This window comes from Paenibacillus sp. J31P190, from assembly GCF_059692075.1.
The window spans coordinates 54596-76870 of sequence record NZ_JCAUAS010000020.1; the positions used below are offsets into that span (position 1 = coordinate 54596).

Consider the following 22275-nt stretch of genomic DNA (forward strand, 5'->3'; position numbering starts at 1 on the left):
ATATGAGTTACAGAATTTAGATAAAAAATCCTGCTAAGCTTTAAGCCTAGCAGGATTTTTTATATTTTTTGTTACGGGATAACTACCGAGTTGCTGCTGCCATCTTCATAACGCGTATTACTGAAAGATTCCGAGGCTGATTGTATATCCAACCAGAACCAATCCTGTTTGGTAACATCCGTCCAGATATTCTTATCAAACTTAGGCGCAGGGCGTTTCAGAAGCGTATTAATTACTTTCACTGCTTCTGCGCGTGTCAATCGTTGATCCGGTTTGAATGAACCATCCTCGTAACCTGACATCAATCCGGCAACCTTCGCTGCTTGGATGTAGCTGGCTGCCCAATGATCTTGGATGTCCGTAAAAGACTGAGCATTGTTAACCAAATTGAGCTTATTGATCCTAACGATAATCGTTGCTAGCTCAGCTCTCGTAATCGGTGCATCCGGCTTAAATGATCCATCTGGATATCCACTTAGCAAGCCAGCGTTTTGCACCTGCCCAATGGCGTCAGCAGCCCAGTAATTATTTGCAACATCATTGAATTTCTGTAAACCATTCTGCTGTTTAGTCAAAGCTAAAGCTTTTACAAAAATACTTGCTGCTTCTGAGCGTGTAATCGATTGATTGGGTTTAAACTTTCCATCCGGATAACCTTCAATCCAACTTTTGTAGGAAATCGTATCGATTACTTTCTTCTGAATCTGGATCATACTAAAGGTACTGAATTTAGTAATGACGATCTCAATGCCTACCGGATTACCTTTTGCATCGTATTTAATAATACCATTAACTAGTTCCTTCTCTCCATCACTATGCTCGATATACACACCAAGAGAGGATAAGAACTCATTTCTTTCTTTTAAATCTGATGGGATTTTAATCCCTTTGAACGAGAAGTTTAATCTCGACTCCTGGTTCTTCAAATTCGTTTCAATAGTCATCGGCAATCCAAGAAGGACTACTTTTCCACTTCCTGCAGCTTTGGTTACAATTTGTGCATTAAGAACTCGCTTCTCTGTTTCCTGTTTTACTGCATCTGTTCGGATCGGAACAAGACGGACATATAAATCTTCTTTTGATTCTAACGCTTTTGTAACCGTTTCTTTTGGAATTGTGATTTGGACTTGGTCTGTTTCGACACTAAGTGCCAAGCCGTTTTCACCCAAAGCCTGCAAAGTATTCCTCGGGATATTGACGTTAAACTCATCGCTGCCTTCTGGAAGTTGCGGGATAACCAGTCTCAAGGTTTTCTGATCGCTTCCCGGCGCCCCTTCTGTCGATTGTTTAATAATGTTCGGTGTTATGACAACCTTATCGATAACCCTACCATCTGGCGTACGCTCCCGTTGCAACTCGATCGGAACGGTGGTTCCTTTATCCCCTATGTTCAGATTGATCTGAACAGGAGATGGAGATGATGGTGAACCTGAACCCGAGTCGTTTGATACTTGTGCTTGGCGAGTTACGACAATGGTATAGGTTTGTGGAACACCATATTCGGGAGTAACAATAACCTTAATCGTGTTTGTACCCACATTCAAATTAATCGGCCAGCTATTGACGCCTGACTGCACTACCACGTCGTTTACGTTTATGGTTAGAGTGGCTTTGGGATCATACACGGAGGCAGTCACTGTTGTAGAGCCGATTTCATAAGGGACGGTTCCATTATAAGTCAATGTTCCTAGGTTAAATGCCGGTGTTAGAATCACTCCGCTCGCAGTGAGATTCGTTAGTTCCGCATTACCTAAGCGTTTGATATTGATCGTATATGTTTCTTCTTTTGTTAAGTCTTGAGGTGTTACCTTAATATCAACCGTATTAAGTCCTTCTTGTAGAACGATCGTCTTAGGTTGGCCACTCGATACGCTGACATTGTTAATTTTAAGAGATGCTGAAGGATCATAAACAATTCCAGTAACAGTCACACTGTATACTGCACTTGTAACATTAACCTCGTAATAGAGAGTACCTGATGTAAAACCTGCTACGCTCGTGCCATCCACCAAAAGATCACTTAAGATCTTATTACTACTAGGCGCTCGAACTATCGTAAGGGTGTACGTCTTCTGCTCCGTGGCCTTCTCAGCTGTTACTGTTACCATGACTGTATTATTGCCTACGATCAGATTGTTACCGCCAACTACGGTTACACTTGCAGTCGAATCTTCCACTGTTGCCGTTACTACGACTGATGTCATCGCATTTGGAACATTCATACTGTAGTCCAAAGTACCATATACAAAGCCTGTAACGCTCGTGTCGTTTACCTTTAAGTCGCTTAAATTGGCATTCGCAGATAAACTCTGGCGTACTACCGTCACAGTATAAGTTTTCACGGTAGTGGTATCTTCTGCTGTCACTTCGATCGTGACAGTATTATTACCAAAGTTTAAATTATTACCGCCGGACACGATTAAACTCGCCGTCGAATCGGCTTTTGTTCCCGTTACAATGACAGATGTCGTTGTTTTTGGAACACTCACAATATAATCAAACGTGCCATACACAAAGCCTGTTACGGTTGTACCGTCTACTTTCAGGTCACTTAAGCTCGCGTTGCTACTCGCCGCTCTGACTACGTTCACGCTGTAGGTCTGCTCTGTCAAATCCTCTGCTAGGACTTTAATCGTAACCGCATTATTACCTACGGCAAGATTACTACCTCCAGTCACTGTGACATTGGCCATTGCATCAACCTTCGTCCCTGTCACCACGACCGCTGTCGTCTCATTAGGTACATTCACCGTATAACCCAACGTACCAGACGCAAAGCCTGTTATACTTGTGCCGTCTACTTTCAGGTCACTTAAACTTGCATTGCTACTCGCTGCTCTGACTACGGTCACGGTGTAGGTAATCACCGTCGTTCCGTCCTCAGCCGTCACTGTCACCGTAACCGTATTATTATTGCCTACGGTCAAATTACTGCCACCAGACACGGTTACACTGGCCGTTGCATCAGCCTTCGCCCCCGTCACTACGACCGCTGTCGTCGCATTCGGTACATTCACCGTATACCCCACCGTGCCACTCGCAAAGCCTGCGATGCTAGAACCGTCTACTTTCAGGTCACTTAAATTCGCATTGCTGCTCGCCGCTCTGACTACTGTCACGGTGTAGGTAATCACCGTCGTTCCATCCTCAGCTGTCACTTTCACCGTAACCGTATTATTATTGCCTACGGTCAAATTACTGCCACCTGTCACCGTTACACTTGCCGTCGCATCTGCCTTCGTCCCCGTCACTACGACCGCTGTCGTCGCATTCGGTACATTCACCGTATACTCCACCGTGCCACTCGCAAAGCCTGCGATACTAGTACCGTCTACTTTCAGGTCACTTAAGCTCGCATTGCTGCTAGCTGCTCTAACTATCGTTACGGTGTACGCATTCACCGTAATGCCATCCTCTGCTGTCACCGTGACCGTCACCGTATTTGTGACAGCATTATTGCCTACGGTCAGATTGCTGCCACCTGTCACCGTTACACTTGCCGTCGCATCCGCCTTCGTTCCCGTTACCACGACTGATGTCCTCGCATTCGGAACGTTCACCGTATACGCCAACGTGCCTGATACAAAGCCCGTTACGCTCGTGCCGTCCACTTTCAGATCACTTAAGCTCGCATTGCTGCTCGCCGCTCTGACTACTGTCACGGTGTAGGTAATCACCGTCGTTCCATCCTCAGCTGTCACTTTCACCGTAACCGTATTATTATTGCCTACGGTCAAATTACTGCCACCAGACACGGTTACACTGGCCGTTGCATCTGCCTTCGTCCCTGTCACTACGACCGCTGTCGTCGTATTCGGTACATTCACCGTATACTCTACCGTGCCACTCGCAAAGCCTGCGATACTAGTACCGTCTACTTTCAGGTCACTTAAGCTCGCATTGCTGCTAGCCGCTCTAACTATCGTTACGGTGTACGTATTCACCGTAATGCCATCCTCTGCTGTCACCGTGACCGTCACCGTATTTGTGACTGCATTATTGCCTACGGTCAGATTGCTGCCACCTGTCACCGTTACACTTGCCGTCGCATCTGCCTTCGTTCCCGTTACCACGACTGATGTTGTCGCATTCGGAACATTCACCGTATAAGCCAATGTGCCAGACGTAAAACTTGCTATGCTTGTTCCGTCAACCTTAAGGTCACTTAAACTCGCATTGCTACTCGCCGCTCTGACTACGGTTACAGTATAAGTAATCACCGTCGTTCCGTCCTCAGCCGTCACGGTCGCCGTAACCGTATTATTACCTACGGCCAGATTGCTGCCACCAGACACGACTACACTAGCCGTTTCATCTGCCTTCGTTCCCACGACAACGACCGCTGTCGTCGCGTTCGGGACATTTAACGTATAACCCAACATGCCAGTCGCAAAGCCCGCAATACTTGTGCCGTCTACCTTTAGGTCACTTAAGCCTGCATTGCTGCTCGCCGCTCTAACTACGGTCACGGTATATGTAATCACCGTTGTTCCGTCCTCTGCTGTCACTGTCACCGTAACCGTATTATTACCTACGGCCAGATTACTACCTCCAGACACGACTACATTGGCCGTCGCATCTGCCTTCGTTCCTGCAACCACGATCGCTGTCGTCGTATTCGGAACATTCAACGTATAGCCCAATGTGCCAGAAGTAAAGCCTGTTATGCTTGTGCCATCCACTTTGAGGTCACTTAAGCTCGCATTACTGCTGGCCGCTCTGACTACGGTCACGGTGTAAGTATTCACCGTCGTACCATCTTCAGCCGTCACGGTCGCCGTAACCGTATTATTACCTACGGTCAGATTACTACCTCCAGATACGACCACATTGGCAGTTGCATCAGCCTTCGTCCCCGCCACCACGACTGCTGTCTTCACATTCGGTACATTCAACGTATAACCTAACGTGCCTGACGCAAAGCCTGCTACGCTTGTTCCGTCTACCTTGAGATCACTTAAACTTGCATTGCTGCTCGCCGCTCTGACTACGGTCACGGTATATGTAACCACCGTCGTTCCGTCTTGAGCTGTCACGACCACCGTGACTGTATTATTACCTACGGTCAGATTAGTGCCGCCAGACACGATTGCACTTGCCGTCACATCCGCCTTCGTCCCCGCCACCACAACCGCTGTCGTCGCATTCGGGACATTCACTGTATAACCAAACGTGCCACTCGCAAAGCCTGCTATGCTTGTGCCGTTCACCTTGAGGTCACTTAAGCTTGCATTGCTGCTCTTCGCTCTGACTACGGTCACAGTGTAAGTAATCACCGTTGTTCCGTCCTCTGCTGTAACTGTCGCCGTAACCGTATTATTACCTACGACCAGATTACTACCACCAGACACGACTACATTGGCCGTTGCATCTGCCTTCGTTCCTGCCACCACGATCGCTGTCGTCGCATTCGGGACATTCAACGTATAGCCCAATGTGCCAGATGCAAAGCCTGTTATGCTTGTGCCATCCACCTTCAAATCGCTCAACTTAGCGTTAGTTGATTTAGGTAAACGAGTCACTGTTATCGTATATGTCTTTTGTGTGGTTCCGTCTTCCGCGGTAACAAGCACTGTAATAGTGTTATTATTACCTACTGTGAGTCCCAAAGAACCACTTGGTTGTCCGCTAATCACATTAGTGTTGTTCACTTTTACTGTTGCATGAGATTCATTTACAGTTGGAGTAGTAGTTATTGAATTGATTGCATATAAAACATCAGCCGTATAAGCTATTGTTCCGGATGCAAATGTTTCTTTTAGCGTCGAAGCGGTTATAGCAAGCCCACTTAGAGTCGCATCTCTACTCAAAATTGTCGTAACATGAGAACCCGTATTGTTACTCACATCTAGCTCATCCCCGCCGGATACCTTAGCGGTACTTGTCACCGAACGCGCCGTATTTGTTGCGACATTGACAGTCACATCAATATCAGGATAACTGCCTCCACCATTCAGAACATCTGAACGCGTACAAGTCAGAGTTCCCAGAGTACACGACCATCCGGTTCCTACTAAGCTAGTCGCTGTTAGCCCCGTTGGCAGTGTAACCGTCACCGTAACCATTCCATTTGTATGTACTTTACCGTTATTTCGTGCTGTAACCAAATAGTGGGCACCGCTCTTTCCTTGCGAGAAGGTACCGGCAGGAGCAGCCTTCGGAGCAATTGTAACCTGCATATCCGTCCCATCCGGATTAACAGCTACATCGCCTCCCGTGTTGTCGCTAATGGAAGTATTCGTTAAGCTTGGCGCTTTATTCGCATTGATGAACATCCCGCCTCCACGAACAGCGGTGTTTCCTGTCACGTTTACATCAGCTAATGACACAGAACCAGCAAAAAAGTCTAAAACCAATCCGCCTCCATCACCGCCAGCGGTATTGTTCAAAATATTTGTTTTCGTAATAACTGCCGGAGTCCCTAGGTAAAGCCCCCCAGCGCGCCCTTCAACACCGCCGCTTTTACTTTTTGCTTTATTTCCAGTTATCGTACTGGAATCTAATGTAACCGTTCGTAAAGACGAAGATGCTGAAACGATGGCAACACCCCCACCAAGACCGTAGGATGTGTTGTCCTGAATCGTGAGGCTAGACATCTCTAGACTCATGTCACCTTCCAAGTAAATACCGCCGCCTCTTGAGCCGTAATTTACCGAAGCTATATCTCCTGCCGTATTATTGTCAAAGACAACATCCGTCAGTTTGACTTTTCCTAAAGGGGAACCCGATACAAACAGACCGCCTCCGAACCCTTCTCCTGAAGCGATATTTTTCTCAATAACGGAATTGCTGATGATCAGTGACTTGTCCCCGATATCGCCGCCAATCCCTCCGCCTCCAAATCCGTTATTATCCGGTGCTTTGCCGTGACGAAACGTTAAGCCCTGTATAGTCACATCGTATCCTGTCCCATTTAGTAATGGATTAATTTCAAGTACACGATGAGATGCTGCTGCCGCACTGCTTGCCGACGCTTGAATGATCGTAAATAGCGGGTTGTTTCCTACTAACTTAACCTGATCCTTAATCTCCAACTGCTGCCCCAAAGTCAGCGTATAGGTGCCATCCGGTATGTTAATTTCGTCAGCTCCCGCAAGTGCGTTTGTTTCCATTAATGCCGCTCGAATCGAGCATTGATTATTACTATCCGCACAAGTCCCATTGCCTGGAGTGCTATCCACTGAATCTACTGGTGTTGTCACGTTGAAAGTCGCTGCATGTGCCGAACCAGCAAACCCTATACACGCAGCCGCAAATAATATTAAACCTAACAGGACAAATCTTATGTATTTATAATTCAAAAAAATATGCGCAAACCCGTTCCTCGAATGAATCACATCCCCAGACTCCTCTCCGTCTCAAAAAAAACATCCCAACCTTAAGTTCGAGGTGGAAACACACCCTGTAAGGCAATACAAAAATTAAGTGTCAAGTAAGGCTGCATGTTATTGTGTGGTTGGCCGCCACCCACTGACTTAATCGCTTCCGCCCCCATTGCCACCGTATTAACTAAATTTGTATAAGCCGCCCCACCGCGCCGTCCGCCCGCGTCCTTCCAAATTTGACCCGATGGCGACTCTTGCGACCCCGCGGATGTTCCATATTGAAGAGAATGAGAGTGAGCAGGCATTTCAGATTGAATCAGTGTGACATATTCCGATCCGCCTGTCTGACCAAGGTCGTACAGTGACAATCCCGGACCTTGTCCAGGGTGCATCGGCACTTTGCCTTGTAAATCCGGAAGGCCGAAGGTGCTTTTCCCATCTCCTCCGTAAGTTGTTCCCAATAATGAAAATAACGCCGTGTTTGACGAGATGGATAGAAGTTGCCCATCACAAAATGCCCACCCTTTAGGTGCGAAATTGAATGGGAATATGCAAATTTCCCCAACGAATGGTAATGAAGCCATAGTATCTCTCTCCTTAATTTGGACTTGGGAATATACCTGTCAAAGCGATAATAGCGGTCAAACTTAGAAAAGGCTGCATGTTCAGATGTGCTTGACTGCCGCCAACATTCGTCATCACGGTATCAGAGACGTCGTCCGGCACGAACGCATATGAACTGGCAGAGGTCACCCCAAATGTATTGCCCTGAGCAGTCTGGGATGTAGCCGGGGTTAGTGGGTTGCCATTGGCATTAAGGGAATGCTGATGAGCTGGCAATTCACTTAAGCTTAACGTATGCGCTTGCGCTCCGCCCGTTTCTCCCAAGGTATGACCATTCCCTACATGAATCGGCACTTTGCCCTGTAGATTCGGAAGACCAAAGGTAGTTTGACCGTTTCCTCCATACGTTGTACCTAACAACGAGAATAAAGCTTGATTTTGGTTAATCGGTAATACTTGTCCGTTGCATAGAGCATATCCTTTAGGAGCAAAGTTAAATGCAACCCACTGAATCTCACTTAAAAAAGGGTCCCCAGCACCACTACTACTCTCACTAGGAAAGATTCCAAATAAACTAATAATATAGTTAATGGTCAAATACGGCTGTACATTGCTGTGTGGTTGGCTCCCTCCGGAGTTTCCTATAGAGGATGCGGTTCCCATAGAACCTTTCGTCACTACAGAATCCGTGAATTGATTTAAGGTCGATCTGGCAACTACGGTACCCTCCGGACTGTTCGTACTGCCGAATTTGGAGGATACGTTGGCTTTATGAGCATGAGCAGGAATTTGATTAACAGTTAAAGTTACATTCTCCACTCCGCCAGTCTCTGCCAGTATAAATCCGTTTCCTTGATGTAGTGGAACTCTACTTCGTAAATCCGGTAAAGCAAACGTACTCTGACCATCCCCACCGTATGTCGTTCCTATCAAATTAAATAATGTTTCGTTTTCGCTAATTGGTAACAACTGCCCGCTACAAAACTCCCACCCAGCCGGGGCAAAATTACCTGCGAACATACGAACCTCGCCAACAAAAGGCTGTCCCATCTTATTTCCTCCTCCTATAATCACTGCTATCTAATACATTTTGCGTACACGCAAATGAGGGACGATCTTGAGTTAAGTTCATCCCTGCGAAGTATGACAAATTATGTCGATTTATTTTAGTCCTAGTTAACTATTATTCTAGCAAAAACTTTTGGAAAAATCATTCAATTTCATAGATTATGTGTTATCTTTATTACAAATGCCTAAGATTCGGAGGAAAACACGAAATGGAATCAAATAAGACACTGTCTCGTCGACATTTTTTGAAATATTTAGGAACTAGTGCTGCTTCATTCGCAGCTGCTTATTCTGGTCTAAGCTCCTTTAGTTCCAAGGCTAGCGCCGCCTCCGATGTCAATGCTTATGACCAATTACCGGAAACGTTTAACCCTACCTTACATACAGCAGCCGATACGGATCAATTGCTTCTAGCTAATGGATTCTCGTATAACGTTTTAGCAGCATATGGCGATATTATTAATAAAACTGGCGATACGTTAGGTTTTAACAACAGCTACACATCCTTTTTTCCATTCCCTGGATCTAGTTCTGAAGCCTTATTATGGGTTAATCACGAATCTGCTCGATATTCATGGATGTTAGATCGTTCGAAAGCTGTAGTATGGGAACAGCAGAAGCAGCTGCTTTACGAACAAGGTGGTTCTGTCCTACACCTGAAAAAAGACACCTTTGGTCAATGGAAACTCGTATCCGATTCGACCATTGCCCACCGCATCTCCGGGTTAACGCCTATCGAGCTAACTGGACCTGTTAGAGGTTCCAATGCCGTTAGCGGTGCAACACTTGTACAAGGCACGCTAGCTAACCGCGGCGGTGGAAAGACTTTATGGAACACCCAACTTACTTGCGAAAATCTTTTCGAATCAACCTGTCGCGATGCTGGACTGGCGCTTTCCCATTATGGATGGGTCGTCGAAGTTGATCCTTTTGATAAGAACAACAAGCCTGTCAAACATACCGCGCTCGGACGCTTTCATCATGGCAGCACAGCGATGACCTTAACTGCCGACAACCAAGTCGTCGTCTACATGGGTGAAGATTCGCCAGACGGCTTTATTTATAAATTCGTAAGTACGGGCAAGTGGTCCGAAGCCAATGACAAGAAGAATGCTCAGCTTTTGAGCGAAGGTTCACTCTATTCTGCTGACTTAATCCAAGGTCGTTGGATTGAATTATCCATTGATAATGTTCGGAAGCAATTGAACCGACTCACTTATCAAGTTCCCGAAAGTCTTAATAAATCCAAAGAAACGCTTCTCAAGCAGTTTCAATCCCAGAGCGACGTTCTGACATCCGTTCGTGAAGCTGCAGTGATTGTTGGCGCTACTCCTTGCGACCGTCCCGCTGAAGTTACCGTTCATCCGACAAATCATAATGTATTCATCGCTTGTACACAGAACGATAGCCGTGGTAACCTTCACGGGCATATCATCAGATTGAAAGAGAGCATGGGAGAAACATTTGCGTTCGAAACATTTATTGCTGGTGGACGCCAAAGCGGCTTCAGTTCTCCTGGCAGCTTGACCTTCGATAATAGCGGCAATCTCTGGGTAGCTTCAAATATTTCACCTGAGCGATTGAACACTGGAGCATGGTCTGAATTCAAAAACAACGGACTTTATCTGATTCATCCTACAGGCTCCGCCCAAAAAACAAAGCAATATGCATCTGCTCCAACGGAAGCTGCTTTAAGTGGTCTATCCTTTACCGATAATCAAGCTACAGTATTTATAGCGGTAAACCATCCAGGCGCTTCCGGCGCTGGAACCAATACCCCAACCAGCCAATGGCAGCATCGTTTTGGGAAGAAAGATCCGCGTTCCGCCGTTGTCGTCATTACACGTTCTTTGCTCTAACTCCCTAAGTCATTTCCCCCGAAAAATAAGTAAATAGGCCGAGCTAAAGGAATTAATCTCCTTAACTCGGCCTTTATTTGTTTATTTAAAAGTATATCTGTCACCTTAGTCTCAATCAGTCACCGCCTGATTCAGTAGACTCCTCATACCAAGGATTCAAATGAACCAGCACCTCATCCACATCACTATGCGCTTCCTTGATCTTTTTCTTAATAAGGCGGCTAATGTCATGGCCTTCTTGGATGGTTAATTTGCCCGAAACAGCCAATCTGGCGTCAACTAATATGTAATGACCGTGCTCGCGGGCGCGCAAGCGGTCAATCCGTTTGACCTCCGGGACAGATCGGATCAATGCCGCGTATTGTTCAATGTATGCCGTACTTACACTGCGCTCCATGAGAATGTCGAAAGATTCGCTGCCCATTTCGTAAGCTAATTTCAGCACTAAAAAAGAAACGATGATACCAGCAACGGGGTCGCCAAAAGCTAATATGCTATAGCCATAGTGATCCCCAATTAAAGCCAAACCTATGCCTACAGAAGCCGCAATCGAAGCATATACATCGGCTAAATGATCATACGCAGTGGCTATTAATCCTTTGCTATTGACCTTTTGGCCGATACGCTTCGTATAGATATAAAGAATTTGCTTCCAAACTAGCGAGATAATCGCCGCGATAAATGCAATAATATGTGCCTCTCCAGCAGGCTCAAATAACGCATGAATAGAGTGGTAGCCCATATAAATGGCTGCTCCACCTAGGATGATAGCGACAATGAAGGCTCCGAGCACCTCGGCTTTGCCATGCCCATAAGGATGATCAATATCCGCTGGTTTGGAGGAGACGCGCATCGAGCTATAAGCTGTTGCGGTCGCAATGACATCTCCCGCGTTATGGATGCCGTCGGCGATAAGCACTTGGCTTTTGAAATTGAGGCCGACGATGATTTTGATGGCAGTCAGCACGATATTACTGGCAAGACTGATCCAGATCGCCAGCATCGAGGCTGTCTTATTCATCACTTGCCACTCCCTTTCCCTCTTCTAGTATGACCTCCTAGAAGCAAAGCATCCGTCATCCTAACGACGGATGACGGGTAAGGGCCGCGGCTTCGCGCCCGCACGAAGCCGCATAACAAGACGATGCGCTAGCGCAGCATCGTTCCCATACGCCGCGCCGCCTCCACAATGAGCGGCGCCTGCTCTTGCATCAGCTCCAGCGTAAGCCGGTTCGCTGGGCCCGAGACCGCGAGGGCGGCCACAAGCCGGCCGCCACGGTCCAGAACCGGTGCAGACACAGCCGCCGCACCGGGTTCGCGCTCTTCGACGCTCGTGGCGAAGCCTGCGCGTCGGGTGTCGCTGAGCTGCTGCAGGAACGCAGTCTGATCTAGCCCCGTCGGCCAATCGGCCGAGGCTAGAAGCTGCTCTTGCAGCGCTGGCTCAGCGAAGGCGACGAGCACCTTGCTCGAGGCGCCGACGTATAAGGGCATTCGCGCCCCGACAGGGGCAACGCGGCGAATGGCGTGGTTGCTCTGTACGGCTTGGACGCGTACGCGCACCAGGCCGTCCTGCACGTACAGCGAGATCGTCTCGCCGAGTTGATCGCGCAGCCGTTCCATTTCCGGCAGCAGAATGATGCCGGGGTCTCCTTCTTTGGAGAGGTTAGCGGACAACTCCCACAGCCGATAACCAAGTCTGTATTTATCCGACGAGCCGTCGCGCATAATGAAGCCTTTGCCTTCTAGGGATGCCAGAAGGCGGTGCACCGTGCTTTTGTGAAGCTGAGCACGACTTGCTATTTCGGTCAGCGTCAATTCCGACGCCCCAGTGAAACAAAGCATAATATCTAAAGCGCGCTCTACAGCACGCACTGTCAGCTTGCCATCTTCCATCGCTTTACACCACTTTCATCCGTGTGAGAAAGTTTCACTATATGAAACTCAGTTATATTCAGTATACCGAAACTCGTTCAAACCGTAAAGGAGAGCTTTGGTCACAAAGATCTCTAAAGAGGAGATTTTGGTATGAGCAACGATCCCTAAGAGGAGAGACTTTGGTCTTGACCAAAGATCCCTAAGAGGAGAGACTTTGGTCTTGACCAAAGATCCCTAAGAGGAGAACTTTGGTCTTGACCAAAGATCCCTAAGAGGAGAGACTTTGGTCTTGACCAAAGATCCCTAAGAGGAGAGACTTTGGTCTTGACCAAAGATCCCTATATATGGTCAAACGTCCGTTTTCTCATTGTTACAGGACGATTACAAAGGGCTTACAATTAGCGCAACCTCATTGACTTGTAAGCGCATTCAGAATAATATTAAGTTAATAGAATACTTATCTGAATATTTAAACAATTTATTCTCCCTTTAACCTCTAACCCGCAGAAGCATAATCTCACTAATTTTAATGGAGGGAGGGTACTACGATGTCAACAACATCTCTAACCCCTGGAACTGGTTCACTACAACCCACACTCGAGCAAGTGGTCACCCGACCGCTTTTGCGCAAAAAAAGGCTGGTTTTCACCATCCTCATCTCATTTCTAATCCTATGCACTTCTCTACTTCTTGGTTTTCACGCCTATATTGCTTGGACACTGGCTCGACCGCATATTGACCCGCTTCATTCGGATCCGCTGAGGGCCGTTGGTCTTCCCTACAACGATGTAACCTTCCCAAGTCTGAATGGTTCGTCAAACCTAGACGGCTGGTTCATACCTGGTAAGTCCGACAAAACGGTAATCTTCTCCCACGGTTACGGCGGCAATCGCGAAGAACTTTGGGTTCCCATTTACAACCTAGCCCGCGAACTTCATTTGCAAAACTACAATGTACTTATGTTCGATTATGGCTATGTGCACCCTAACAGTAAACGAATTATGACCGGCGGCATTCAAGAATCGCAAGAGCTGCTTGGCGCCATCAACTATATCAAGCAGGTATCCAGCGGTCCTATCTACATTTGGGGCTTCTCCATGGGAGCAGGAACAGCACTACAGACTGCTCTTCAAAGTGGCAACGATATTTCGGGGATGATTCTGGACAGCACTTTTTTGCTTAATCCGGATACACTCTATCATAATATGAAGCAAGTCGTTAATGTGCCTAAATTTCCATCTCTACCGCTTGTACGCTTATTCTTCCCTCTGCTCAATGGCGTAAGCTTGCAAGAGGTGCCTTACAACAAAGTAACCTCAACAGCTTATCCGATGCCAATCTTCTTCATCCATGGTACCGAAGATTACAAAGCACCCTATGGCATGGTAGAGGATATGTTCAAGCAGCAAAAGGACTCCGAATCCAAGCTATGGATTATCCCAAAAGCGCAGCATGAGCTGCTGTACCGAGCAGAGCCCAAGACGTATATGCGCCGAACGATGAATTTCCTTAACGGTATCTCGTCTACTCCCTTGCAAGCTAACCTTGGTATTCCCTCCTCCCTATAAAATCGGCCCCTCGCGGGTCGATATTTTTTTGCCTATATTAACGTGATTCTGCCGTATGTTCAGCACCTGACTGGGTCTACAAACAACATCAGCAAAAAGTGCAGCAAATTATCGTCTATTCTTCATTCGAGGTAACAAAGATGCATTTTGTACATCAAATACTTGAGATTTAGCCATAAATAGGCCGAATCGGTCGATTTAAATGCACCTTTTGCAACTTGTACTCTTGAAATCGTCGATATAGACTAAATTTGCTGCACTTTTCACATCTTCCATCTCTTCTAACATCGCGAAAATCCCATGCAAATACTTTATACCACGCTACTCATTTCCGCATCGTTTCACCCAACTAATCCATCTCATAAATCGAGCCGGATTTGCTTGCGAACAATTCGGCGTAGACCTTCTCCGCGTAGGCGTCGGTCATACCGGAAATGTAATCCGCGACGAAACGCGGCCAGCTCCAGTTGCCATTACGGCGTTCGTAGCTATCTATCCAGTCGGGAGGCATGATCCACTGCCCCTTCTCTTTGTCGATGAAGCTGTCCCACAGGCGCTCGACGATGATCTCGCTGCGTTTTTGCAGGCGCAGCACCCGGAAATCTTTGATCAACGTGACCCACGCAAGCTTCTTGAGAATTTCCATCGTGCGCAGCAAACTCATATCCTCGGCTCCGTCTTTCACGAGCGCAACCTTTTTCCAGCCTCGGTCAGGATCATCTATAATGTCCAGACTACTCGCGAAAGAGCTCACCCAGCGGGCTTTCATCTCTCTGCGCGTACGCGATTCTTCCCCGTTGCACTCTGAGAAAATTTGCTCCCATTGCTCCAGATAGTCCGACAGAACTTGCCTGACCATTTGCTCGATATTGACTTGCTCCCAGCCGAATTTATGCTTGTTGGGATCATTTAATATTTCCATGACCACATGACGAATCAGTCTTTGATCCTCAAAAAAGGTTGCGTTCATTTGAATTTTGCCAGCACGAATACCATCTTCAATATCGTGGGTGGAGTATGCGATATCATCGCATAAATCCATTAATTGTGCCTCCAAGGTCGAGCAGCCCTCCGGCATGTTCCATTGTGAGCGAAGATCACGAATGATTTCCCACTCGGAGGCGTAGACACCCTTAAGTCGTCCTTCTTCCTCGATCAAAAATGGATACTTATTAATGCCAAGAAGCACCGCGGCTGTGAGATCCAGGCCGCTTTCACTGCCTGCTCTTTTTTCGAGAAACATCAGGATGCGGAAATTTTGGGCGTTGCCTTCATATTTTAAACCATGATCCCTCATCAGAATATGATTCAGAACCTCTTCCCCTTTATGCCCGAAAGGCGGGTGACCGAAGTCGTGAGCGATCGACGCACACTCGACGACGGTAGGATCAATGATCAAGCCTGGATGCTCTCTTTTACTCAAAAAAGGATTCGTCCGTTCTAACCGCTTCGCTACTTCTCTGGCGATTTGGGCAACTTCGAGCGAATGGGTTAGACGTGTTCGATAGTAATCACCTGATCCTGCGCCGAACACCTGCGACTTCCCCTGCAGCCGACGAAAGGTCGGAGATTGAATTAACCTCGCATAATCCCGCTCAAATTCATCCCGTTCTTCACTCAATTTAGAGGAACCAGCCTCACCTGGCCGATATTTTCGTATGTTGTTCATAAGCTTGCCTCCTCTAGTGCTGTTGCCGGACGCCCGGTATAGTTCTTAGTCTCTTTGTCCAATTTGCCACTCCGTATACCTCTTCATGTTTCCTATCAGTTTATGCTAAAGCATGTACGATAGTCACTTGAGGATATTTATTATGCAAAATAACCAGCTTACGCCTTCCTTAGTCAAGAGTCTGAGTAAAGGTTGATGCAGCGCAAATTACGCCTAAGACGTATATGTTTAAACGACCGCTTGCTAATCCGAGTAATGTTGTAAATTCTACAACTTTAGGCAGGCTAAACCACTTTTTTCAAACGAAGATTGTATAAAATACAACAATTTCAGGCAAAAGGAGCTATCACTTATAAAATGGCTAAATTGTTGTACCGCATACAACATCTTGAGCTTTTTCAAAAGAAATCAAAGAAATTGTTGTACGCTATACAACTTGCCTTCCTAATTCTACACTTATCGAAAGGCCGAAAACTCAAACTTTCTTATGTGGTAAAATAATACTATATCGTCTACCTCGCAACAAGTCATGCAGCGCTTCCAGAACAAAAAAAGGGATGCTGCACAAGACTATTGTCTCCATGCACATCCCTCGTACGCACTGCTTATTTTAACAAAGACAGAAATTCAGCACGAAGTGTCGAGTCCGAGCGGAAAGAACCGCGAACAGCTGAGGTAATCGTTTGACTTCCGTATTTCTTCACGCCTCTGGAGCACATACACATATGTTCTCCCTCCACGACAACCATGACGCCGTGCGGCTTCAGCACATCATCTAGAATGTCGGCGATTTCTGAAGTAATCCGCTCCTGCACCTGCAGCTTACGAGTGATCACATCAACCAAACGAGCAAATTTGCTTAGTCCAGCCACTTTGCCGCTTGGTAAGTACCCTACATGCACTTTCCCGAAAAAGGGCGCCATATGATGCTCGCATTGACTGTAATAGATAATATCCTTAATAATAACCAGTTCTTCGTGCTGTTCATCAAAAGTTACACCCATCACATCGCGCGGATTCGCCTCATAGCCCGAAAATATTTCTTCATACATCCGAGTTACGCGAGCAGGTGTGTCTAACAAGCCTTCCCGATCTACATCTTCGCCAATCAGCCGTAAAATCTCTCGGACATGCTGTTCAATCAGCTCCCGATTCTCAGCAACTCTTGTATTTTTGTAGTCAATGGACGCCATCTTTTTATATCACTCCTCTTTCTTATCCTCTACCCCATACATACGGTCAAAACCTTGATACTGTCGCGAAGCGCTCTGGTGTCTTTGTGCGTTTTGGTGAGCAGCATCCCACCCTGCAGAAGGGATACGATCGGGGTCGCCAGCTCCACTGGGGTTAACCCCTGCAGCAGCAGCTCGCCTTGTCTCTTACCTTCCTGCAAACAGGATTCTACCTCAGCCGTAAGCTCACTGAAAAAGCGGCTCAACGGCTTACGCAGCTCCTCAGAGCTGTCACTCAGCTCCAACGCCAGATTACCGAAGAAGCAGCCTCTGCGGCATTCATGCTCCTCACAAAAGGCCAGCATGCGTTCAAACAATGCCAGTACCCGCTGTTTCGGTGATAATTGCGCATTACCCAAACTAGGCTCCATCACAGACTGCCGCATCTCCTGCACCTTACGCTCAATAACTTTCAAACCCAGTTCTTCTTTACTTTTAAAATGGTAGTAAAAATTGCTCTTGCATACCCCGCTGCTCGTCAATATATCTTCCAGACCCGTTCCTTGAAAACCATGATCGTGAAATAAATCCATGGCAGCTTCCATGATGCGGTCTTTGTTGCTAGCCATCGCTTGAGCCACCTCTGAATAGTACTGGTATGTCCTACTTTGAGCTACACTCACATTAGGAGAGACTTTGAGCTACACTCAAAGATCCCTATATTAGATCCCTATATTATATATTAGGAAGGGCTCGTGCTGCCCACCGTTCGTACGGTTAAACAGCAAAGCCCTTTTGAAGAGTTAATCTAACCCTACGTCTTATTTCCACTTTTGGTTTTTCATCATTTGCTGCGCTTTGTTGAGCTGCTGCTTGTTCATGTTGTAGCCCATTTGCTTAGCCATTTTTTGCAGCATTTCTGGATTGTTCTGCATGGATTCCAGCTGTCTTTTTAAATAAAATACGCCGATGAAGAACCCACCGACCAAGCCAACAATTAACGTGAGAATGGGAATCAGATAACTCCACATATTTTATGCCCCCTGAATGTACAAATTGGTATCAATTGCTTGCCTTATCATATCATTTCTGTTGATCTTTTTACAAATGACTACCCCTTAATTACAGAACCTGTTCAATGAAAACAGTCGTATGCTTGGCCAGATCAATTTCTTTGATATCCAGCTCTTTATCCGTCGCATTTTGCTTCACGATTCGCACAATCGGACGGCTTGGCAGTCCTCTATGCTGTCCGACCACGACACCCGTTTCCCGATTGGACAAACGAACGGAAGCTCCCGTGGGATAGATCGAGACGATTTTCAGAAACTGGATCAAGACATCGCGATCAAGCTGGGTCTCCGCTACCGCCATCATATGCTCGCAAGCCTCATGCGGCAGCATACGACGCCCTAAGGAGACATCAAAGAGGAGATTATCGTACATATTCGCGACGGCTGTTATTTTCGCATAAATATGAATATCTTCACTCATAAGTCCTCTCGGAACTCCTTGGCCGTTAAGCGTTTCATGATGCTGGAAGGCTACATGAGCTATAAGCAGGCTGAATTCACGCTTGTTCTTCAGAAGCTCGAAGCCGCGCCAAGTATGATGCTTCTTCATGTCGGGCGATTCATCATCACAAACAAGTTCCACCTTACCCACATCATGCAGAAGCGCACCAATGGCGAGCTCCTTCAATTGGGTTCCATTGAATCCCATATTAATCCCAATGAGCACGGCCATCATACAGACATTCGTTGCATGAACGTACATCTCGTTATCCTGCGTACGAATATCGGTCAACTGTACGAGGACATCACGATTTTTCATGATCTCATCCAGCAGCGTATTAATCGAAATACTCATAGCTCGCGAGTTAAATTCCTTACCAGACTGGATAGCTGCGAACGTTTGACCCATTTGCTGCATAACGATACGCTTGGTTTCATCCGAAAGGATTTCTGGGATTTCTACATCCTCTAGGTTCGGGTCTTTGATGTAAATCATTGTGACTCCGATTCGGTTAAGCGTGTTAATCATAAACACCGTTAAATGCACATCTTCTGAAAGCAAAATTGCTCCATTGCTGGCAAATATCGTTCGGCCCAAAATTTGACCCGGCTCAACGGAATCCAAATGCACATATTTCATAGGATTCACTCCACGTTTTATTTATTAGTTATTACCGTATTCGGGCTTCGTTCCAAATCGAGCAAAAGCACTTTAATAGGGAGACCTCCACCGTAGCCGACAAGGTCGCCACTAGCGCCAATGATGCGATGACAGGGGATAATGACGGGAATTGGGTTTTTATTGTTAGCTCCGCCAACCGCTCTAACTGCTTTCGGAGAGCCTATGGCTTCTGCAATATGTTTATAGGAAGCTGTCTCTCCATATGGAATAGAAAGCAATGCTGTCCATACTTGTTTCTGAAATTCAGTTCCTTGTAATTCCAGTTCACCCTCAAAGCTTAAACGTTCTCTTCTAAAATACTGCTCCAACTGCCTCACAACCGGTTCGAGCCGTGCTGCATTCTCTTGCAGCTCATGCCTGCCGAACCAGCGGTTAGCCCATTGCTGCAGCTTCTCTCGGTTATGTTCGTAGGTGCCGAAATCGACCTTGCAGAGCCCCTGTAAGGTCGATACAAGAACAAGAGGACCTATTGGAGAAGTTACCTCCGTATAGGAAAGTACGGTCGCAGCTTGTGTCTGTTGCTGTGTCATATCTGCTATTTCTCCCCCATATCAGCTATAGAATGGCTTATACCGTCGAGCGCCTTCTCGATATCCTGCCTAACAGCGGGTTCCTGCTCGGCTGCTCGGGCTTTATCGAGAGCAGCCGATGCTTCTTCGCCGCCAATCCGCCCTAGCGCCCACGCTGCCGTAGCCCTGATCTCAGGGCGCGGATCGGTCAGCAGCAGCTCTTCAAGGACGGGTACAGCTGAACTGTCCTTGAAATTCCCGAGCGCGATAATCGCATTGCGCTGGATCGGCTTCTTGCCTCTCCAGGACGCTGCGATGCGCCCGTACTGTTCTTTGAAGTCCTTGTTCGACATGGTCAGCAAGGGGATTAATAACGGCTTGACCTTCTCGGGGTCAGGCTCGAGCTCTGGGTGGTGCGTCCAGTTCATGCCCTTATTCTTCGGACAGACGATCTGGCAGGTATCACAGCCGTAGAGGCGATTGCCGATTTTGAGCTTAAACTCGTCATCGACATAGCCTTTGGTCTGTGTGATGAAGGAGATGCAGCGGCTTGAGTTCAGCTGCCCCGGTCCAACCAGTGCTCCCGTGGGACAAGCATCGATACAAATCGTGCAGTCTCCGCACTGATCCATAATAGATGTATCGGATGTAAACGGTATATTCGTGATCATTTCGCCCAAATAAACCCACGATCCCCACTCGGGGGTGATGACGGCGCAGTTTTTGCCGCTCCAGCCGATCCCAGCCCGCTCGGCCACGGCGCGGTCGACCAGTGCACCGGTGTCGACCATGCTCATTAGCCTCGCGTCAGGCACGCGCTGCGCGATGAAAGCCTCCAGCTTCGCGAGCCTATCGCGAAGCACGTCGTGGTAGTCGCTCCCCCATGAGGAGCGCGAAATAATCCCCCGATAAGCCCCAGGCTCGGATCGGGGAGGGTTCGGCAGTTTCGACGGGTACGCAACAGCGATGGAAATGATCGACTGCGGCGCGTCGAAGCTTAAGCTCGGATGTACCCGCTTCTCGATATCCGGCTCCTCAAAGCCGGATTCAAAACCCTTCTCCCTATGGCGGAGAAGGATATCTTTCAGTTCTGTGAACGGCTCCGCTGACGTGAAGCCGATCTTATCAATACCGAGGGACGACGCGGCTTCCACGATCTCTTGTTGTAGCTTGCGCCAGTCCGCATCTGTTCCTGCTGCTATGGAAACCGCCAACCCTCTCACCTCTCTCTTCTTTTGCGTCCGTTATCTTAAAGCTTCGTGGCCATCGCGAATGGCCACAGCACATATTCAGCCCGGCCTTGGATCTGGCCGATCGGGACAGCCCCGAACCTGCGGCTGTCGCCACTCGCCGCCGCATGGCGGTTATCGCCCATCACGAAGACGTGGCCTTGCCCGACGCGTGTCGGTCCAAAGTCTCCGTCCTCGATGAGCGTATCTGTATACGGCTCCTCCATCTTGTCGCCGTTGATATACAAATATCCGGCTCGGCCCTGCACCTCGTCGCCTGCAATCGCGACAATCCTTTTAACCAAGAAAGGATGTGTCACTGTAACAAACTCCTCTGACTCTTTGAGAATGACAATCTCTCCGCGTTTGGGTGCCTTCAGGTACGTAATGGCCTTATTCACGAACAACCACTCCCCCTCCTGCAAGGTGGGCTGCATCGAGTGACCTCGAACTGTGGAGAGATTGAATCCGAATTGATGTACGAGAATAACGACAAGAAGAGCTACAAGAATGGATTTCGTCCAATCCCATAGCTCATGGGTTAGGCTTCGAGCCTCATGATAGTTCTTAGGCTGAGAAGCTGCCTTATTCGATTCACTTCGTCCTACAAAGAAGCTCATTTATGCTCCTCCGTTCTTATACTTTTCCCACTGCTCGTAATAATACATAACCATATCATCTTGAAACGGCGGCTTGTCCCCGTTCACCAGCGCGAGTAAAGCTGCAAGACCTTCCTTCACCTTCGTTTCCACTAGAGAAGAATAGTGATAATTCAGTTTATGGCGTTCATATTCATCTTGATCTACGATATGCACGGAACGATCCGGCATCCGGATAACATCAAGGTCGTAGTCAATATAAGTCAGGACTTGCTGGGTCACATACAGTGGAGATGCGACATTGCAGTAGTATCTAACACCTGTTTCTTCTATAAGTGCAACAATATTAAACCACATTTTAGGAATAAAAAAAGATACCCCTGGAATGCGGCTAACCCACTCCTTGCCGTCAGCTTCCTGAATCTTCGTCTGGCTATTAATAAACACCATCATTTCTTGCTGCTGATGATCGGCATGAAGAATGTGCTGCGGTACCCGCCAATTCGTCAGCCACATCCGGTGAAGATGTCCATCATGTTTGAAGCTTTTTATCACATACGGCGCGAAGTTATCCATGTCCAAAGCTCCTCTATTCATTGCTGCCGAAAAGTTCCCATATTATATAGAAAAGCATATCTGACC

Annotated in this window: 16 protein-coding genes; 2 read left to right on the forward strand and 14 right to left on the reverse strand. The window is 47.3% G+C overall.

The genetic code is table 11. The features are described from left to right. Positions 1-71: 71 nt before the first annotated feature. The 3 genes from AC58U0_RS27525 to AC58U0_RS27535 are packed head-to-tail and all read right to left on the reverse strand — an operon-like array spanning position 72 to position 8939. On the reverse strand, positions 72-7337 hold the full coding sequence (locus AC58U0_RS27525) for a cadherin-like beta sandwich domain-containing protein (RefSeq protein ID WP_497382056.1): 7266 nt from the start codon (positions 7335-7337) through the stop codon (positions 72-74). A gap of 41 nt (positions 7338-7378) precedes the next feature. Next, a complete protein-coding gene (locus tag AC58U0_RS27530) occupies positions 7379-7909 on the reverse strand; it encodes a phage tail protein (protein ID WP_497382057.1) in 531 nt (176 codons plus the stop codon). 13 nt (positions 7910-7922) lie between these two features. Next, a complete protein-coding gene (locus tag AC58U0_RS27535) occupies positions 7923-8939 on the reverse strand; it encodes a phage tail protein (protein WP_497382058.1) in 1017 nt (338 codons plus the stop codon). Positions 8940-9166: 227 nt separating this feature from the next. Here AC58U0_RS27535 and AC58U0_RS27540 point away from each other — a divergent pair, with 227 nt between their 5' ends. Then, positions 9167-10816: a PhoX family protein gene (locus AC58U0_RS27540; protein ID WP_497382059.1), complete on the forward strand. Its 1650-nt coding sequence runs from the start codon at positions 9167-9169 to the stop codon at positions 10814-10816. Positions 10817-10931: 115 nt separating this feature from the next. Here AC58U0_RS27540 and AC58U0_RS27545 read toward each other — a convergent pair whose 3' ends face one another. Together AC58U0_RS27545 and AC58U0_RS27550 are read right to left on the reverse strand one after the other, a co-directional pair. Then, positions 10932-11837, reverse strand: a complete 906-nt coding sequence (locus tag AC58U0_RS27545; RefSeq protein WP_497382060.1) for a cation diffusion facilitator family transporter — start codon at positions 11835-11837, stop codon at positions 10932-10934. Between the two features lie 128 nt (positions 11838-11965). Beyond that, positions 11966-12709, reverse strand: a complete 744-nt coding sequence (locus tag AC58U0_RS27550) for an IclR family transcriptional regulator (protein WP_497382061.1) — start codon at positions 12707-12709, stop codon at positions 11966-11968. Positions 12710-13239: 530 nt separating this feature from the next. On the opposite strand from AC58U0_RS27550, the gene AC58U0_RS27555 reads away from it, so the two are divergent. Beyond that, positions 13240-14259, forward strand: a complete 1020-nt coding sequence (locus AC58U0_RS27555; RefSeq protein WP_497382062.1) for an alpha/beta hydrolase — start codon at positions 13240-13242, stop codon at positions 14257-14259. A 349-nt stretch (positions 14260-14608) separates the two neighbouring features. On the opposite strand, the gene AC58U0_RS27560 is transcribed toward AC58U0_RS27555, so the two are convergent. From AC58U0_RS27560 to AC58U0_RS27600, 9 genes are all read right to left on the reverse strand, one after another. After that, the gene (locus AC58U0_RS27560; protein ID WP_497382063.1) at positions 14609-15928 is read right to left on the reverse strand and encodes a deoxyguanosinetriphosphate triphosphohydrolase family protein; all 1320 of its coding nucleotides are present in this window, start codon (positions 15926-15928) and stop codon (positions 14609-14611) included. A gap of 605 nt (positions 15929-16533) precedes the next feature. After that, positions 16534-17121 (reverse strand): GTP cyclohydrolase I FolE, encoded by a 588-nt coding sequence (folE, locus tag AC58U0_RS27565; RefSeq protein ID WP_056833970.1) that lies wholly within the window; start codon positions 17119-17121, stop codon positions 16534-16536. A gap of 29 nt (positions 17122-17150) precedes the next feature. Continuing rightward, positions 17151-17729, reverse strand: coding sequence for a TetR/AcrR family transcriptional regulator (locus AC58U0_RS27570; RefSeq protein ID WP_497382064.1), 579 nt, complete (start codon positions 17727-17729; stop codon positions 17151-17153). Positions 17730-17921: 192 nt separating this feature from the next. Beyond that, positions 17922-18131 (reverse strand): YneF family protein, encoded by a 210-nt coding sequence (locus tag AC58U0_RS27575; protein ID WP_036632513.1) that lies wholly within the window; start codon positions 18129-18131, stop codon positions 17922-17924. A gap of 91 nt (positions 18132-18222) precedes the next feature. Continuing rightward, positions 18223-19254 (reverse strand): HD-GYP domain-containing protein, encoded by a 1032-nt coding sequence (locus tag AC58U0_RS27580; protein WP_057303471.1) that lies wholly within the window; start codon positions 19252-19254, stop codon positions 18223-18225. A 17-nt stretch (positions 19255-19271) separates the two neighbouring features. After that, positions 19272-19826: a methylated-DNA--[protein]-cysteine S-methyltransferase gene (locus AC58U0_RS27585; RefSeq protein ID WP_497382065.1), complete on the reverse strand. Its 555-nt coding sequence runs from the start codon at positions 19824-19826 to the stop codon at positions 19272-19274. Positions 19827-19831: 5 nt separating this feature from the next. Further along, positions 19832-21007, reverse strand: a complete 1176-nt coding sequence (queG, locus tag AC58U0_RS27590; RefSeq protein ID WP_497382135.1) for a tRNA epoxyqueuosine(34) reductase QueG — start codon at positions 21005-21007, stop codon at positions 19832-19834. Positions 21008-21054: 47 nt separating this feature from the next. Beyond that, positions 21055-21654 carry a signal peptidase I gene (gene lepB / locus AC58U0_RS27595; protein ID WP_497382066.1) on the reverse strand — a complete coding sequence of 200 codons (600 nt, stop codon included), beginning with the start codon at positions 21652-21654 and terminating at the stop codon, positions 21055-21057. Continuing rightward, on the reverse strand, positions 21655-22209 hold the full coding sequence (locus tag AC58U0_RS27600) for a DUF402 domain-containing protein (RefSeq protein ID WP_057303467.1): 555 nt from the start codon (positions 22207-22209) through the stop codon (positions 21655-21657). It abuts the gene before it with no gap. Between the last annotated feature and the right edge of the window lie 66 nt (positions 22210-22275).